The sequence below is a fragment of the Candidatus Chryseobacterium colombiense genome, assembly GCA_029203185.1.
GTDB lineage: Bacteria > Bacteroidota > Bacteroidia > Flavobacteriales > Weeksellaceae > Chryseobacterium > Chryseobacterium colombiense.
This window is the reverse complement of record CP119310.1, coordinates 2,388,062-2,406,592: the sequence shown is the minus strand read 5'-3', so window position 1 is coordinate 2,406,592 and position 18,531 is coordinate 2,388,062. Positions and strand designations below refer to the sequence as shown.

The 18,531-nt window shown below is 36.2% G+C and carries 12 protein-coding genes; all 12 read left to right on the top strand.

Features of this window, described 5'->3' with window-relative positions:
- Positions 1-28 precede the first annotated feature (28 nt).
- The 12 genes from rplK (at position 29) to P0Y62_10645 (ending at position 18,409) form a co-directional block, all read left to right on the top strand.
- Positions 29-475 carry a 50S ribosomal protein L11 gene (rplK, locus tag P0Y62_10700; protein ID WEK68336.1) on the top strand — a complete coding sequence of 149 codons (447 nt, stop codon included), beginning with the start codon at positions 29-31 and terminating at the stop codon, positions 473-475.
- Between the two features lie 14 nt (positions 476-489).
- Complete coding sequence (rplA, locus tag P0Y62_10695; protein WEK68335.1) at positions 490-1,182, top strand: 50S ribosomal protein L1; 693 nt, start codon at positions 490-492, stop codon at positions 1,180-1,182.
- Positions 1,183-1,199: 17 nt separating this feature from the next.
- Complete coding sequence (rplJ, locus tag P0Y62_10690) at positions 1,200-1,796, top strand: 50S ribosomal protein L10 (GenBank protein WEK68334.1); 597 nt, start codon at positions 1,200-1,202, stop codon at positions 1,794-1,796.
- A 44-nt stretch (positions 1,797-1,840) separates the two neighbouring features.
- On the top strand, positions 1,841-2,209 hold the full coding sequence (gene rplL, locus P0Y62_10685; GenBank protein WEK68333.1) for a 50S ribosomal protein L7/L12: 369 nt from the start codon (positions 1,841-1,843) through the stop codon (positions 2,207-2,209).
- 469 nt (positions 2,210-2,678) lie between these two features.
- Entirely contained in the window at positions 2,679-6,500 is a 3,822-nt protein-coding gene (gene rpoB, locus P0Y62_10680; GenBank protein ID WEK68332.1) for a DNA-directed RNA polymerase subunit beta, read from the top strand.
- A gap of 114 nt (positions 6,501-6,614) precedes the next feature.
- Positions 6,615-10,880: a DNA-directed RNA polymerase subunit beta' gene (gene rpoC / locus P0Y62_10675; protein WEK68331.1), complete on the top strand. Its 4,266-nt coding sequence runs from the start codon at positions 6,615-6,617 to the stop codon at positions 10,878-10,880.
- An 86-nt stretch (positions 10,881-10,966) separates the two neighbouring features.
- Complete coding sequence (locus P0Y62_10670; GenBank protein ID WEK68330.1) at positions 10,967-11,272, top strand: DUF3467 domain-containing protein; 306 nt, start codon at positions 10,967-10,969, stop codon at positions 11,270-11,272.
- A gap of 208 nt (positions 11,273-11,480) precedes the next feature.
- Positions 11,481-14,303, top strand: coding sequence for a T9SS type A sorting domain-containing protein (locus P0Y62_10665; protein ID WEK68329.1), 2,823 nt, complete (start codon positions 11,481-11,483; stop codon positions 14,301-14,303).
- A gap of 3 nt (positions 14,304-14,306) precedes the next feature.
- A complete protein-coding gene (locus P0Y62_10660; protein WEK68328.1) occupies positions 14,307-14,774 on the top strand; it encodes a hypothetical protein in 468 nt (155 codons plus the stop codon).
- A gap of 52 nt (positions 14,775-14,826) precedes the next feature.
- Positions 14,827-15,345 (top strand): hypothetical protein, encoded by a 519-nt coding sequence (locus tag P0Y62_10655; protein WEK68327.1) that lies wholly within the window; start codon positions 14,827-14,829, stop codon positions 15,343-15,345.
- Positions 15,346-15,371: 26 nt separating this feature from the next.
- On the top strand, positions 15,372-17,528 hold the full coding sequence (locus tag P0Y62_10650) for a TonB-dependent receptor (protein ID WEK68326.1): 2,157 nt from the start codon (positions 15,372-15,374) through the stop codon (positions 17,526-17,528).
- 230 nt (positions 17,529-17,758) lie between these two features.
- Entirely contained in the window at positions 17,759-18,409 is a 651-nt protein-coding gene (locus tag P0Y62_10645) for a Crp/Fnr family transcriptional regulator (protein WEK68325.1), read from the top strand.
- The last annotated feature ends 122 nt before the right edge of the window (positions 18,410-18,531 follow it).

Here is an 18,531-nt window from a genome sequence, read left to right as displayed (position 1 = left end):
TTAATTATTCAAATTTAAAAAACAAAAAATGGCTAAAAAAGTCTTTAAAATGGTAAAGCTTCAGGTGAAAGGTGGCGCAGCTAACCCTTCTCCACCAGTAGGTCCAGCTTTGGGTTCTGCAGGTGTGAACATCATGGAGTTTTGTAAGCAATTTAACGGAAGAACTCAAGATAAGCCAGGACAAGTTTTACCTGTAGTAATTACAGTATACGAAGATAAATCTTTTGAATTCGTAATTAAAACTCCTCCTGCAGCAATCCAGTTAATGGATGCGGCTAAAATCAAGGGTGGTTCTGGAGAACCAAACAGAAACAAAGTAGGTTCTGTATCTTGGGATCAAGTGAAAAAAATCGCTGAAGATAAAATGGCGGACCTTAACTGCTTTACAATGGATTCAGCTGTTTCTATGGTTGCTGGTACTGCAAGATCTATGGGATTAAAAGTAACAGGAACTAAACCAACTTTTAACGCTTAATACTTAAAGAAGAAATGGCAAAATTAACAAAAAAGCAAAAGGAAGCTTTAAGCAAAGTAGAGAAAGGTAGAATCTATAACCTTGAAGAAGGTTCAGCTCTTGTAAAAGAAGTTAACACTGCAAAGTTTGATGCTTCTGTAGATATCGCTGTAAGACTAGGTGTAGATCCAAGAAAAGCAAACCAAATGGTAAGAGGTGTTGTATCTCTTCCTCACGGAACTGGTAAGGATGTTAAAGTTTTGGCTTTAGTAACTCCAGATAAAGAAGCAGAAGCTAAAGAAGCTGGTGCTGACTATGTAGGTCTAGATGAATATTTACAAAAAATCAAAGAAGGTTGGACAGATGTTGACGTTATCGTTACAATGCCAGCTGTAATGGGTAAATTAGGACCATTGGGTAGAGTATTAGGACCAAGAGGTTTAATGCCAAACCCTAAATCAGGAACTGTAACTATGGAAATTGGTAAAGCAGTAACTGAAGTAAAAGCAGGTAAAATTGATTTCAAAGTTGATAAATACGGTATTATCCACGCTGGTATTGGTAAAGTATCTTTTGATGCTGCTAAAATCAAGGAAAATGCTCAGGAATTGATCTCTACTTTGATTAAAATGAAACCAACTGCTGCTAAAGGAACTTATGTGAAGTCTATCTATTTGTCTTCTACAATGAGTCCAGGTATTGCAATTGATACTAAATCTGTTAACTAATATAAATCCTTAAGACAATGACAAAAGACCAAAAAGTTGTAGCAATACAAGAGATCAAAGATTTGCTTCAGGATGCAAAAGTAGTTTACGTAGCAGATCTAGACGGATTGAACGCTGCAAAATCTTCTGACTTCAGAAGACAGGCTTTCAAACAAAATATTAAAGTAAAAGTAGTAAAAAATACACTTTTACAAAAAGCAATGGAGCAAATGGAAGGGGTAGATTACTCTGAAATGTTCCAGTCTTTCAAAGGAAATTCAGCTATTATGATTTCTGAGACTGCAAACGCTCCTGCAAAATTAATCCAAGGGTTCAGAAAGAAAGAAGAAAAGCCAGCTTTGAAATCTGCTTTTGTTCAGGAAACTTTCTACATTGGTGACAACAACCTAGATATGTTGGCTAACATCAAGTCTAGAGAAGAAATGATCGGTGAAATCATCGGATTACTTCAGTCTCCAATTCAAAGAGTTGTTTCTGCTCTTCAAAACAAATCTGAAGCTGGAGAAGCTACAACTGAAGAAGTTGCTGCTCCTGCAGTAGAAGAAACTCCTGCTGAGGCTGCTCCAGAAGCTCCTGCTGCAGAAAGCACTGACGAAACGCCAGCTGCTGAATAATTACACTCAAAAAATAATAAATAATCAACAAAAACATTACAACAATGTCAGATTTAAAAAATTTAGCTGAAACGCTAGTAAACTTAACAGTAAAAGACGTAAACGAATTAGCTGCTATCCTTAAGGATGAGTACGGAATTGAACCAGCTGCTGCTGCTGTAGTAGTTGCTGCAGGTGGTGCAGGTGAAGCTGCTGAAGAAAAAACAGAATTCGATGTAATTCTTAAGTCTGCAGGTGCTTCTAAATTAGCTATTGTTAAATTAGTAAAAGATTTAACTGGTGCTGGTCTTAAAGAAGCTAAAGATATCGTAGATGGTGCTCCTGCTCCATTGAAGCAAGGTATCTCTAAAGACGAAGCTGAAGCTCTTAAGAAGCAATTAGAAGAAGCTGGTGCTGAAGTAGAATTGAAATAATCAATTTATACGATACATAATAAGCCTGAGTATTTACTCGGGCTTTTTTTATAGATTAAAGTTTGGATCGCTTGAGTTTAATCAAAGAATGATGAGTAATATTATGAGATGAAATATTGTGAATGTGGATAACTTTTCGTATCTTTGCTCCTCTTTTGGCGCGAAAAATTGTTTGTAAATCTATAAAATACTGAGGATTAACTCTTTCATGAAAATGAAAGGGCTTTGTTGTATATAGATATTGCGGCGGTTCTGCCTCAAAAGTAATAAAAATATTTTGCATTACACTGTGAAAAGATATACCAGTGTTGCAGTTAGAAGCTTAATACGATTTAAATAGTTGAGCATTAGGAATAAAACTTGATCATTGCGCCAAAATTTTCTTATTTATCCTTATTCTCATATTTAATACGATTCTCTTCTGATATTTTTTAATCAAAATATTTTTTAACCCTTTCTTAAAAGTTTTATGAGTAAAACAACAGCAACAACTAGGGGGGATAAGAGAGTTAACTTCTCTTCAGCAAAAGGAAAAATCATTACTCCTGACTTCCTGGATATCCAGATCGAGTCTTTCAGTGAGTTTTTCCAGCTTGATACCCTTCCGGAAGACAGAACAAACGAAGGTTTGTATAAGACCTTCCAGGAAAATTTCCCAATTACCGATTCCAGAAACCAATTCGTATTGGAATTCTTGGATTATTTGGTGGATTCTCCACGTTATTCAATTGATGAGTGTGTGGAAAGAGGATTGACGTATTCAGTGCCTCTTAAAGCAAGACTTAAATTGTATTGTACAGACCCTGAGCACGAGGATTTCCAGACTGTAGTTCAGGATGTATATTTAGGCCCTGTTCCATACATGACGCCTAGTGGATCTTTCATCATCAATGGTGCAGAAAGAGTTATCGTTACGCAGCTTCACCGTTCACCTGGTGTATTCTTCGGACAAACGTACCACGCAAATGGAACAAAACTGTATTATTCAAGAATTATCCCTTTCAAAGGATCTTGGATGGAATTTACGACCGATATCAACAGCGTTATGTACGCATATATCGACCGTAAGAAAAAATTACCACTAACTACTCTTTTAAGAGCTATCGGTTACGAATCTGATAAGGATATCCTTCAGATCTTCGACCTTGCTGAAGAAGTGAAAGTTTCTAAAGCTGCCCTTAAAAAAGTTGAAGGAAGAACATTGGCTGCGAGAGTTTTGAACACTTGGTTTGAAGATTTCGTAGATGAAGATACAGGTGAGGTAGTTTCTATTGAAAGAAATGAAATCATCTTGGATAGAGAAACTATTCTTGAAAAAGAACATTTAGATCTTATTCTTGATGCTGGTGTGAAATCTATTTTGATTCACAAAGAAAACAGCAATGAATTCTCTATCATCCAGAATACATTACAGAAAGACCCTACAAACTCTGAAAAAGAGGCTGTAGAATATATCTACCGTCAGTTAAGAAATGCTGATCCGCCAGATGAGGAAACTGCAAGAGGAATTATTGAAAAATTATTCTTCTCTGAGCAAAGATATTCTCTAGGTGAAGTTGGACGTTACAGATTGAACAAAAAATTAGGTCTTAACATTCCTACTACTACTGAGGTTCTTACAAAAGAAGATATCATTGCTATTGTAAGACACCTGATTGAGCTTGTTAACTCTAAAGCAGAGGTTGATGATATCGACCACTTATCAAACAGAAGAATTAAAACTGTTGGTGAGCAATTAGCAGGTCAGTTCGGTGTAGGTCTTTCAAGAATTGCAAGAACAATTAAGGAGAGAATGAACGTTAGAGATAACGAAATCTTTACTCCGCTTGATCTTGTTAATGCTAAGACTTTGACATCAGTAATCAACTCGTTCTTTGGTACCAACCAGCTTTCTCAGTTCATGGACCAGACCAACCCGTTATCAGAAATCACGCATAAGCGTAGACTTTCTGCATTAGGACCTGGTGGTTTATCTAGAGAAAGAGCAGGTTTCGAGGTTCGAGACGTTCACCATACGCACTACGGAAGAATTTGTCCGATTGAAACTCCGGAAGGACCAAACATCGGTTTGATTTCATCTTTAGGTATTTATGCTAAGATCAACAGACTAGGTTTCATCGAAACTCCATATAGAAAAGTAATAGACAGTAAGATCGATTTATCGGCTGATCCAATTTACTTAAATGCTGAAGACGAAGAAGATAAAGTAATTGCTCAGGCAAACGTTGAATTGAACGATAATGGTGAATTCTTAACAGACAGAATTATTGCAAGATTGGATGGTGACTACCCTGTAGTTGAGCCTAATCAGGTAAATCTTATCGATGTTGCACCTAACCAGATTTCCGGTATTTCTGCATCATTAATTCCGTTCTTGGAGCATGATGATGCGAACCGTGCATTGATGGGATCCAACATGATGCGTCAGGCAGTTCCTTTGTTGAAGCCACAGGCTCCAATCGTAGGTACAGGTCTGGAACAGCAAGTTGCAAAAGATTCAAGAATTTTAATTAACGCTGAAGGTACAGGTACTGTAGAGTATGTAGATGCTGATAAAATCGTTATTAAATATGAAAGAAGTGAAGACGAAGATTTAGTACAATTCGAGTCTGCTACTAAAACATATAACTTAACTAAGTTTAGAAAAACTAACCAAAGTACAACAATTACACTAAGACCAAACGTAAGAGTAGGTGATGTAGTTGAGAAAGGTCAGGTGCTTTGCGACGGTTATGCTACTGAAGACGGAGAATTGGCTCTTGGTAGAAACTTAGTGGTTGCGTTCATGCCTTGGAAAGGATATAACTTCGAGGATGCGATCGTAATCAACGAAAAAGTTGTACGCGAAGACTGGTTTACTTCAATCCACGTAGATGAATACTCTCTAGAAGTTCGTGATACCAAATTAGGTATGGAGGAATTGACAGCGGATATTCCAAACGTTTCTGAAGAAGCTACCAAAGATCTTGACGAGAACGGTATGATCAGAATCGGTGCTGAAGTGAAGCCTGGAGATATCATGATTGGTAAAATTACTCCAAAAGGTGAATCTGACCCGACGCCTGAAGAAAAACTTTTGAGAGCAATCTTCGGTGACAAAGCTGGTGATGTGAAAGATGCATCATTGAAAGCTGACTCTTCATTAAGAGGTGTTGTTATCAACAAAAAATTGTTCTCAAGAAACATTAAAGACAAAAAGAAAAGAACTGAAGAAAAACTTAAACTTGAAGAAATTGAAAACACTTACAAGGCTAAGTTTGATGAGTTGAGAAATACTTTAATTGAAAAATTAAATACACTGGTAAGCGGTAAAACTTCTCAAGGGGTTACCAACGACCTTGATGAAGAAATCATCGGTAAAGGTGTGAAGTTCACTCATAAATTATTGACTTCAGTTGAAGATTATGTAAACGTTAGCGGTTCAGACTGGACTGTAGATAACGATAAAAATGAATTGATTAAACAATTAATTCACAATTACAAAATCAAATACAACGATATCCAAGGGGTTAAAAACCGTGAGAAGTTTGCAATTTCAATCGGAGACGAGCTTCCTGCAGGTATCATGAAATTGGCTAAAGTTTACATCGCTAAGAAACGTAAACTGAATGTAGGGGATAAAATGGCAGGACGTCACGGTAACAAAGGTATCGTTTCAAGAATCGTTCGTGAAGAAGATATGCCATTCCTTGAAGACGGAACACCGGTAGATATCGTATTGAATCCACTAGGGGTACCTTCTCGTATGAACATCGGTCAGATTTATGAAACAGTTCTTGGATGGGCTGGTAAAAAATTAGGATTGAAGTTCGCTACACCAATTTTTGACGGAGCAAGTTTAGATCAAATCACTGAATACACTGAAAAAGCAGGTCTTCCTAAATTTGGTAATACTCACCTTTATGATGGTGGCACCGGAGAAAGATTTACACAGCCGGCTACAGTAGGGGTAATTTATATGTTGAAACTAGGACACATGGTAGATGATAAGATGCACGCACGTTCTATCGGTCCTTATTCATTGATTACTCAGCAGCCGTTAGGAGGTAAAGCTCAGTTCGGAGGTCAGAGATTCGGAGAGATGGAAGTTTGGGCTCTTGAAGCATTCGGAGCATCTAACATCTTGAGAGAAATCTTGACTGTGAAATCAGATGACGTGATTGGTAGAGCAAAAACTTATGAAGCAATTGCAAAAGGTGAATCTATGCCTGAACCAGGTATTCCGGAATCATTCAACGTATTACTTCACGAGTTACAAGGTCTTGGATTAGACGTAAGATTGGAAGAGTAATTTAAAGATTTAATTATTCAAAAATTTAAAAATCATTGAACTCATAAGAGTGAAAGAAAAACATCAAATTAATTTTTGAATCTTTCAATCTTTTAATCTTTAATCAAATTTAAAATGTCAAATAAAAATAAATCAAGTAGATTTAATAAAATAACCATCGGTTTAGCTTCACCGGAGTCTATTTTACAAGACTCAAGAGGGGAGGTTCTTAAACCGGAAACTATTAACTACAGAACACACAAGCCTGAAAGAGACGGTTTGTTCTGTGAAAAAATCTTCGGTCCTATAAAGGATTACGAATGTGCTTGTGGTAAATACAAGAGAATTCGTTACAAAGGGATCGTTTGTGACCGTTGTGGTGTAGAAGTTACGGAGAAAAAAGTACGTAGAGAGAGAATCGGACATATCGGTTTGGTTGTTCCTATCGCGCACATTTGGTATTTCCGTTCTCTACCAAACAAAATCGGTTACCTTTTAGGTATTCCTTCAAAGAAATTGGATATGATTATCTACTACGAGAGATATGTAGTGATCCAACAAGGTATTGCTAAGAAATTAGACGGTTCCGACTTTGAAAAAATGGAATTCCTTACAGAAGAAGAGTACCTTGATATCATGGAAACTCTTCCTGTAGAAAACCAATATCTTGATGATTCTGATCCAAACAAATTCATCGCTAAAATGGGTGCTGAAGCTGTTGAGGAATTATTAAAAAGAATCGATCTTGATGCATTGTCTTTCGATTTGAGACATAAAGCACACAACGAAGGTTCAAAACAAAGAAGAACTGAAGCGCTGAAAAGATTGAACGTTGTAGAAGCATTGAGAAATGCTAATACAAGAATGATCAACAGACCGGAGTGGATGATTATGCGTGTTCTTCCGGTTATCCCACCAGAACTAAGACCATTGGTTCCATTGGATGGAGGACGTTTCGCAACTTCTGACTTAAATGACCTTTACAGGAGAGTTATCATCAGAAACAACCGTTTGAAGAGATTATTGGAGATCAAAGCTCCTGAAGTAATCTTGAGAAACGAGAAGCGTATGCTTCAGGAATCAGTAGATTCATTATTTGATAATACAAGAAAATCTTCTGCTGTAAAATCTGAATCAAACAGACCATTGAAATCTCTTTCTGATTCATTGAAAGGTAAGCAAGGTCGTTTCCGTCAGAACTTATTAGGGAAAAGGGTAGATTACTCTGCGCGTTCGGTAATTGTTGTAGGTCCAAACTTACAGCTTCACGAGTGTGGTATTCCTAAGGATATGGCTGCGGAATTGTACAAACCGTTCATCATTAGAAAACTAATTGAAAGAGGGATTGTAAAAACAGTAAAATCTGCAAAGAGAATTATTGATAGAAAAGAACCCGTAGTTTATGACATCCTTGAAAACGTGATGAAAGGTCACCCTGTTCTATTGAACAGAGCACCTACGCTTCACAGACTTGGTATTCAGGCTTTCCAACCTAAGATGATCGAAGGTAAGGCAATCCAGCTACACCCATTAGTAACAACAGCATTCAACGCCGATTTCGATGGTGACCAGATGGCGGTACACTTACCGTTAGGACCAGAAGCGATCCTTGAGGCTCAGTTATTGATGTTAGGTTCTCAAAACATCTTGAACCCTGCAAACGGTTCTCCAATTACGGTACCTTCTCAGGACATGGTTCTTGGTCTTTATTTCATGACTAAAGAATTGAGCTCTACAGAAGATATGAAAGTAAAAGGTGAAGGTCTTGCATTCTATTCTCCTGAAGAAGCGGAAATCGCTTATGCTGAAGGTAGAGTATCTTTAAATGCTAAAGTAAGATGTAGACTTCCAGTAAAAGAAGACGGTGAAATCGTTACAAGATTGATCGAAACTTCTGTGGGTAGAATTTTGTTTAACCAGATTGTACCTAAACAAGTAGGATATATTAATGAACTTTTAACTAAGAAATCATTAAGAAACGTTATCGGTAAGATCCTTGCTGATACAGATTTCCCTACAACGGTGAAGTTCCTGGATGCAATGAAAGACTTAGGGTATTCAAATGCATTCAAAGGAGGTCTTTCTTTCTCATTAGGAGACATCGTGGTTCCTGTTGAGAAAAAACAGATGATTGCACAATCAATTGAAACTGTAGACGAAATTAGAGCTAACTATAACATGGGGCTAATTACGGATACAGAACGTTATAACCAGGTAATCGACGTTTGGACAAATACCAACGCAGGATTAACTGAAATGATCATGAGCAGAATGAAAACTGACCAAGGTGGTTTCAACTCTGTATATATGATGCTTGACTCTGGGGCGAGGGGTTCTAAGGAACAGATCCGTCAGTTATCAGGGATGAGAGGTTTGATGGCGAAACCGCAAAAAGCTGGTTCTACCGGTGCGGAGATCATCGAAAACCCGATCCTTGCAAACTTTAAAGAAGGTCTTTCCATCCTAGAATACTTTATCTCTACCCACGGTGCTCGTAAAGGTCTTGCGGATACCGCTCTTAAGACTGCCGATGCAGGTTACTTAACGAGAAGATTGGTAGACGTTGCACAAGACGTTATCGTTACAGAAGACGACTGTGGAACTTTAAGAGGTACAGAAGTTACTGCACTTAAGAAAAATGACGAGATTGTTGAAAAAATCTCTGAAAGAATCTTAGGTAGAGTTTCTTTACATAATATCTACGATCCTGAAAGTGATGAATTAATCGCTGAAGCAGATCAGGTAATCAATGAGGTATTGGCTAAGAGAATTGAGGAAGCTGGATTAGAAGCTGTTGAAGTTCGTTCTCCACTTACTTGTGAAGCTAAGAAAGGTATCTGTGCGAAATGTTACGGTAGAAACTTGGCAACAGGTAAGATGATCCATATGGGGGAAGCGGTAGGTGTAATTGCAGCACAGTCAATTGGGGAACCGGGAACTCAGCTTACGTTGAGAACTTTCCACCAAGGGGGTACTGCAGGAAACGTATCAGAAAACCCGTCAATCGTTGCAAGAAGAGACGGTATCGTTGAAATGGATGAAGTAAGAACTATTACTTCTGAAGATGAAAACGGTAATACATCAGAAGTTGTAGTTTCCCGTTCAACGGAATTCAGATTAGTTGCTGATAATGAGTCCAGAACTCCATTAATGGTAGCTAACGTACCTTACGGTTCAATATTGGCTGTAAAACCAGGTGATAAAGTTAAAAAAGGGGATGTAATCTGTACATGGGATGCCTATAACGCGGTAATCATTGCTGAAACTTCTGGTAAGGTTGAATACGAGGATATTATCCAGGGTATTTCATTCCAGTTGGAAATTGACGAAGCTACAGGATTTGAAGAGAAAGTAATCTCTGAATCTAGAAATAAGAAAGCGGTACCTACGTTAAAAGTAGTAGACTCTAAAGGTGTTGAACAAAAAGGTTACAACTTACCGGTAGGAGCCCACTTAATGGTTAACGATGGTGAAAAGATTAAGGCTGGTAAAGTCCTAATCAAGATCCCAAGAAAATCTGCGAAAGCAGGGGATATCACAGGAGGTCTTCCGAGAGTTACCGAATTATTCGAAGCGAGAAATCCTTCAAACCCTGCGGTTGTTACAGAAATCGATGGGGTAGTTTCTTACGGAAAAATCAAGAGAGGTAACCGTGAACTTATTGTTGAGGCTAAAACTGGAGAAAGAAAAATTTACTTAGTTAAATTATCAAACCAGATCTTAGTACAGGAGAATGACTTCGTAAGAGCAGGTTCTCCATTATCTGACGGTTCTATCACACCGGAAGATATCCTAAGAATTAAAGGTCCAACTGCAGTTCAGGAATATTTAGTAAATGAGATTCAGGAAGTTTACCGTCTACAAGGGGTAAAAATTGATGACAAGCACTTTGAAATTATCGTAAGACAGATGATGACGAAAGTATCTATCGTTGATGGAGGTGATACTCAGTTCCTTGAAGGAGCTCTTGAGCACAAATATGACTTCTTAGAAGAAAACAATAGAGTATTCGGTCTTAAAGTAGTTGTTGATGCTGGTGATTCTAAAGTATTCCAACCAGGTCAGATGATTACAGCAAGAGAATTAAGAGATGAAAATTCTAAATTGAAGCGTGAAGATCAGGCTTTAGTTGAAGTAAGAGAAGCTTTACCTGCTACAGCAACACCTGTATTGCAAGGTATTACAAGAGCGGCTCTTCAAACTAAATCGTTCATGTCTGCAGCATCGTTCCAGGAAACAACTAAAGTGCTTAATGAAGCAGCAGTTGCTGGTAAGGTAGACGATCTTAACGGTCTGAAAGAAAATGTAATTGTAGGACACAGAATTCCTGCAGGTACAGGTCTTAAAGAATACCAAAATGTAATTGTAGGTTCTAGAAAAGAATTCGAAGACCTTAACTAAAATTAATGATTTGGAATTTGAGGTTTGAAATTATTTTTATATTTTCACAACCTCAAATTTCGAATTAAAAAAAATAATTTATAACAATGGACAACAATCAAAATCCACAAGACGGAAACATCAACATCGAATTAAACGAAATGGTAGCAGCAGGAATCTATGCTAACTTAGCATTAGTAAACCACTCTCCATCTGAATTCGTTGTAGATTTTATCCAATTAATGCCGGGGGTACAACAAGCGAAAGTAAGATCAAGAGTTATCCTTGCTCCACTTCACGCAAAAAGAGTATTATCTGCTCTTCAACAAAACATCGCTAACTACGAGCAACAATTTGGAGAAATCAAAGAAGTTGAGCCTTTCGTATTAGGTGCTAACAACGTACAAGCTTAAGAATTTTTCTTAAACATACATAAGATGCCTCAATGAAAATTGAGGCATTTTTTATGAAATAAATTCTGTATTTTAACCGGATATAGCTGATTGTTCATAATGAAGAACACTTAAGGAAACTTTAATTATGATAAGTATATGTAATTAATGGCGTTAAATTATTATATTTTGTATTAAACTTAATTATATTTGTAGAAAATATGTAAAAATGAAACAATACTATCTTTTGAGTCTATTGTTGAGTGTAAATGTGAGCATGTATGCCCAGAAAAATAACACACTTCAGGAGAATCAAAAGCACCTGCAAGAGCTGTATGCTAAATATAAAAAAGATCTTAAAAAGCAGCATAAGTATGGGAAGTCGGCAGGAATACCTCCTAACCCATATAATGAAGAAGATTTTAAGAGGACTATGGATCCGGTTACGGGACAGACAAACTTTGAGGGATTATTAAAAATAAGAAAAGATATTTTAGAAGGAAAGTATGCTCCTCAAACCGGGATGTCCTTTCTTTCTAATAATGCATCTGCAACTTCAAAAAGTTTTGATCAGCCTTGGATTGAAAGAGGGCCTTATAGTGTAGGAGGCAGAACAAGGGCTATTATGTTTGATCCTAATGATCCTACAGGGAAAAGGGTATTTGCAGGAAGTGTTTCAGGTGGACTTTGGGTAAATCAGGACCCTTCAGTTAGTACTAATGAATGGACTCCGTTAAGTACATTCTGGGCTAATACCTCGATTTCAAGTATTACTTACGATCCTAACAATCCCCAGGTTTTTTATGCGGGGACTGGAGAAGCTTCAACATCAGACGCAATAGGATCCGGAATATGGAAATCTACAAATGGAGGTACCACATGGACTCAGATTTTTACAATACCGGTAACGTATGTTAATGGAGTCAGAAGTGGTAATTTTTATATCAATGATATAAAAGTAAGAAACAATGCCGGAGTTTCTGAAGTCTATGCTGGAGTAAGTGGTAACTATAATGATGGAGCATACCAGGGATTAAGTCAGTCAGGGTTGTATAAATCTACCGACGGAGGGGTAACATTTGTAAAAAATACCAGTTTATTAGCTCTTAATACGACGACAGGTGTAACAAGTACCACAGGGTATTCTATTCAGCAGATAGAAATTGGCGCAGACAATTCAGTCTGGGTTTCTACCAGGTCTTCAAGATATTCAAATATAGATTCAGGGGGAAGAATTTTAAAATCTACTAACGGAACTACTTTTACTGAAGTTTATAATGTTGGAAGTGCTGGTGCAAGGGTGAATTTCACTCTTTCCAAAACAAATGCCAATAAGGTATATGCATTTATGCAGGGAGCAGGTTCTTCCGAACCTATACGCATTGCGAAATCTACAGATGGAGGTACTACATGGCAGGCTACTAATGATGGAACAGGAACTATAAATCTTCCTACTGCTACAGATACAAGTATTCCGGCAAATGATTTTACAAGAGGACAATCTTTTTATGATCTTGTAATTGCGGCAGATCCTCAAGATGATAATAGTGTATATATTGGTGGGGTAGATTTATTTAAATCTACTGATGGAGGAGTCAATTGGTCACAAATTTCAAAATGGTCTAACAACAATGCAATGGCGAGCTTGCCGGTTTCTATTGTACATGCGGATCAGCACGCTATAGTTTTTAATCCTTTTAATAACTATGCAACAGGACAAATGATGTTTGGAAACGATGGCGGAATTTATTTTGCATCCAATAAAGCCAATATTGCAACAAATACTGGTTTTTCAGCAAGAAATACAAGATATAATGTAACGCAGTTCTACTCTGCAATGCTTAATCCTATAAAAACACCTGCGAATGAAGAATTGTTAGCCGGAGCTCAGGATAATGGTTCATGGTGGCTGTATGGTGCACCACAAGCGAATAATTTTCTGACCAGTCAATCTGCAACGGGTGGAGACGGAATGTACACAGAATATGACGATCAGGATAATTATGAAATTGCCAGCTATGTTTATAATAACCATTATTTACTAACATCAGGCACATACTATTTGCTGTCTTCTGCTAATAGAAATAACTATGGACACTTTGTGAATGAACTTGCTTTAGACAGAATAAATGATGTGTTTTATTCTTATCGTTCTGGGCTGACACTTTTTAGAACTGCCGGACTTTCTGCTACTGCTACAACATTTACAAATGTTACAGTGACTGCAGGAACAGCACAAAGTGGCGAGCAGATTTCTTGGATGAAAGTTTCTCCTTATACAACCGCATCTACAACGCTGTTTGTTGGAACAAATTTAGGAAGGGTATTTAAAATAACCAATGCTAATACGACATCTTATACCTCTACACTTCTTACATCCCCTGCAACCGGAACCATTTCAGATATAGAATTTGGGGCTAGTGAGAGTGAAATTATGGTAACATTATCCAACTATAACCTAACAAGTGTATTCTTTTCTACAGATGGAGGAGTTACATGGCAAAATAAAGAAGGAAACCTTCCGGATATGCCCGTAAGAACAATATTGAGAAATCCTGACAACGTAAATGAAGTATTATTGGGAACAGAAATGGGAGTTTGGGGTACAACTAATTTTATGGATCCTGCACCAATCTGGTCATCAGTAACGGGGAATATCGGAAATGTGAGAGTAACAAATTTAGATTACAGACCATCTACCAAAACAATATTGGTTTCTACCTATGGAAGAGGAGCATGGACTTCACAAAACAGCACTTCTTTAGCAACTGGAGAAGTAAGCTCTAAAAAGGATATGACCATGATCTATCCTAACCCTTCAAAAGGAATTGCCCATTTAAGATTTGATTCTTCTAAATATAGTACTGTAGATATAAGCATTTTTGATGGATCAGGAAGATTGATATACAGCAAACAAAATGTAAAATCTGACGAAGAGTTTGGACAAAGGTTAACACCTGGAAAATACGTGCTTAAAGCTGAATATAAAGGAGAAAAAATCTATAGCGGTAATTTCTTAGTACTGGGAAGAGTAGGAGGAGATGATGACTAAATCATGAATAATCAATTACTTTTAATATTATTTTGGATACTGGCTTCTTGCGGGAAGCCGGTATCTTCTGTATATCAGGAAAAAAATATATCAGTAATCTCTGCAGAAAAAACAAAATGGGTGGGAGGAAGAGCCGGTGTAAGAGGGATCATGTATACCATAAAATTGAAGAAGAAAAATAATCAGGTTATTATGGTAAAAACTTTGCACGCAGAAGGCAATACGATTCCATTTGTACAAGATAATTCTGAAGGTATAACTGTAATAAGAGGAAATTTGCAATTAAATAATACAGAAGATAATCCTGTTTTAGGCAGAATTACGACAGACAAACCTCTATCCCAGACCTTGCATCCCAAAGATAACTGGATAGAATATGCCGTGAAGGATTCCAAAAAAATATATAAAATAAACATTTCTAAGTTTGTTTTGGTCGAACCAGCAGGCGAATTAATTCCCCAAAGACAATAATACTTTTTTGAATAAAAAACTATTTTTTATTTTTATCTGCATCCCGGTAATCATGTTATTCAATAATGTGATCTACCATATTATTTCTCATGTGAAAAGAGAGTTGTACGAAAATGTACAATATAATATTTCAAACAAAAATTTCAGGAAATCCGAAACAATATTTTTTACGGAAAAAGATCTGGTAAAGGCAAAATGGAAAGAAGAAAAAGAATTTATTCTCAACGGGTATTCTTATGATGTTATTAGGATTAGCATTATAAAAGGGAAAAAGTATTTTCTCTGTTATATAGATAAAAAAGATATCATCATTAATTCATTATTGACTTTTTCAGAAAAACTCAGAGTGAAGAAAGTAAATGTAAGAAAGCAAATAGATCTGCCTGTTCATGAAAGAAGTATATCCAAAAGATCCAACTTCTTTACGGCTTTCGAAGGTCCTGATCTTAATGTTTTTAATATCTTCTATATCAGAATATTGCCAAATCATTACACGCAATTAGAAAATACACATTATTCATTCATTATTATTCCGCCTCCTGAAGGAAGCATCCACAGAGAACGAATATAATTTAATGATAATAATTTTTTAATGTAATGAAAAGATATATAGGAATTGCAGCTTTATTATGCTGCGTAGTTGCGAATGCTCAACAGTCACAGGAAAGTACAATAGAAGAAGTAGCAATACAGGGAAGGAAAAAAATAAAACAGGAACGTGCCGAATTCAAAAGACACGGACAATCTGTAGAAACACTTTCTGAAGAAGAATTAAATAGAAACAATCCGGCAGCAATTGATCAGACGCTATCAACAATGTCTGGTCTGCAAGTGGATAAGAGAACCAATTTCGGAGGTCAGAGACTGGTTGTACGTGGATACGGAAATGACCAGAAGTTTAATAACTGGGGAGTTAAGGCTTATTGGAATAATATGCCTTTAACAAACGCAGAAGGAATCACAATCTTAGATGATGTTGATTTTGCTTATGTAAACAATGTAGAAGTTATAAAAGGTCCGGCTGCGACAATGTATGGAGGGGGAGTTGGAGGAGCGGTACGCTTCTATACCCGTCCGGATTTTACAAAAGGAGTCTCAGTTTCAGAAAATGCAATGTTTGGAGCTTTTAAGACTTTTCAGTCCAGAACACAGCTGAATGTTGCAGATGAGAACTATTCTATTAATGCAGCGTATGGACACCTTGAAACCGATGGTTACAGACCGAATGGAGGAGGATTAAAAAACTTTTTCAATATCAATGGAGCGGTGAAGCTTGGGAAAAAAGATCAGTTAAGTTTTTTTGCAAGTCAGGCTTACTCTTATGAGCATACTTCAGGACAAATTTCTTATGACGATTATTACGCAGGAATTGATAACGGAAACACGGCTTATATTAGTAAAAATGCAGGGACTAAAATAAAATCTACAAGAGTCGGATTAAGCAATACGGTAAATATTTTACCCAACCTGAGAAATTATACGACCTTATTTTATTATAGTGCAAATACGGAAAGTATTTCAGCTGGTGCTTATGGTATTACAAGTTCACCCAACGTAGGATTACGTTCAACATTTACCTTGAAAAATGAGTTCAATAATTTTGAAAACAAATTAGACTTTGGAACAGAAATTCAAAACTCGGTTTCTACTGCTTCAAGCTATCGTTTTGATGGTAGAGATCCCAATAATCCATTATTGACAACAGGAATTAACGGAGCTTCTTATTTCAAATACAACAACAATCAGTCGACCTATTTTGCAATAGACTATCTTACTTATAAACCGTGGGGAGTAACTTTGCTGGCAGGAGTAAGTGCGAATAGAACGAATTATGACAGAAAAGACCTTTTTGCTTTGCCGGGATTAATTGCCGGGCATACAAAGGACCAGTCATTTGAAAAAGAGTATAAAGTTGCTTACACGCCACACTTTGCATTACAAAAAGAATGGAAGCAGCAGATTTTTAACTTAAGTTATAGTGAAGGCTATAATTCTCCTACAGCAGCTTCATCATTCATAAACTTTACGAATACCGCAAATGATGACTTGAAACCAGAGCGTGCCAAAATGTTTGATTTCAGTGTGCATGGTCTGCTGTTAAACACAAAATTGGATTATCAGGTTTCCGTATTCAGAATAGATTATTCTAATAAACTGACTCAGTTGGTGATTCCTAATTCCGGAAATCAAACGTACTGGGCAAATACAGGAAGCCAGAAAAATAACGGACTGGAAGTGAGTGTTGGATATCAGTATAAAAATGAAAATTCATTTATTAATAAAATTGTTCCGTTTGTTAATCTTTCCTATTATGATGCAAAATATAAAGATTTTAAAACAAGACTGGCAGGAGGAGATCAAGATTATACGCATAAAACCGTAGTAGGAGTTCCAAGAAATAAATATGCAATAGGCTTGGATATTTATACAAAACCGGGTTTTTATCTTGTGAATACGTACAATTATTTAGGAAACGTATATGCTGATTTTAACAATGACAGATTAGTAAAAGGCTTCGGATTGCTCAATTCAAAATTAGGCTATAAAAAATCCTTTAATAAACTGGATTTGGATGTTTTTGTAATGGGAAATAATTTGACAAACCAGATTAATTATACATTCCTGTTCTTAGGAAACAGTATTAATGATTCAGATACAGGGAGTAATTATCCGAAAGGAGTGGCAACCGATCTCAATCCGGGACCTCATCAATCATATTTCTTTTACGGCGCAAATCTGAAATACAGATTCTAAAAATTTAAAACTGCTTCATCTTAATGAAGCAGTTTTTTTATGAAGAATACATCTGGGAGAGTAGTAAATTTTATATTGAATTCATTTTTCTTAATATAAGCTCTTTTTTAAACTGGAATAGATAGCTTAAATGAATAAAATATAAATTTTTTATATAGATAATAAAAGAATTTTATTTTTTTACAATCATAACTCTTCATTTTTATATATTTGTTACTATATATGATTTAATGAATATGATAAATAACCAGTTTATTATTAATAAATTCGGGTTTTTGGGAGAAGATTTTTCAATTGAGCTTGAGAAGAATGCATTTATTACCAATATTAAAGCCAAAACAGAGATTATTACAGAAGGGCAAAAGGTAAGATATGTTCCATTTTTAATAAAAGGCTCTATCAAAGTCTATTCTTTAAATGATGGAAGAGAACTGATCTATTATTATGTAAGACCTAATGATAGTTGTTTGATGACTTTTTCATCTATTTTTGGTGACTATACCAGTAAAATATATGCTCTTGCTGAAGAAGATTCTGAAGTAATGCTGGTTCCTGCAGCAGTATTGCACTATTGGCTGATTAGATTTCCCGAGATCAATAAACTTTTTTATCATGAATATGACAAAAGGTTTACAGATGTCATGAACATGGTTAATGATGCTGTTTTCCACCGGCTCGATAAAAGAGTATTAAATTATATCAAACAGCAGATTTTGATAACTGGAAATAATCCTGTAAAACTTACTCATAGAGAAATTGCCAGTAACTTGGGAACTTCCAGAGAAGTGGTAAGCCGTGTGTTGAAAAAAGTTGAAAATGAAGGAGAAATTATCCAGACCAGAGAAGGTATAAAAATACCTGTCAATGAAAATGTTAGATGATTCTAATAAGTGTTATTTAATTATTTTAACAATCTGATTGATAAAAACAATTTTGTCGGTGACTTTTATCACCTGCTTTTGAAAGCATAAGTCTATAAGTTTGTTGTACTAATTTTTAATAA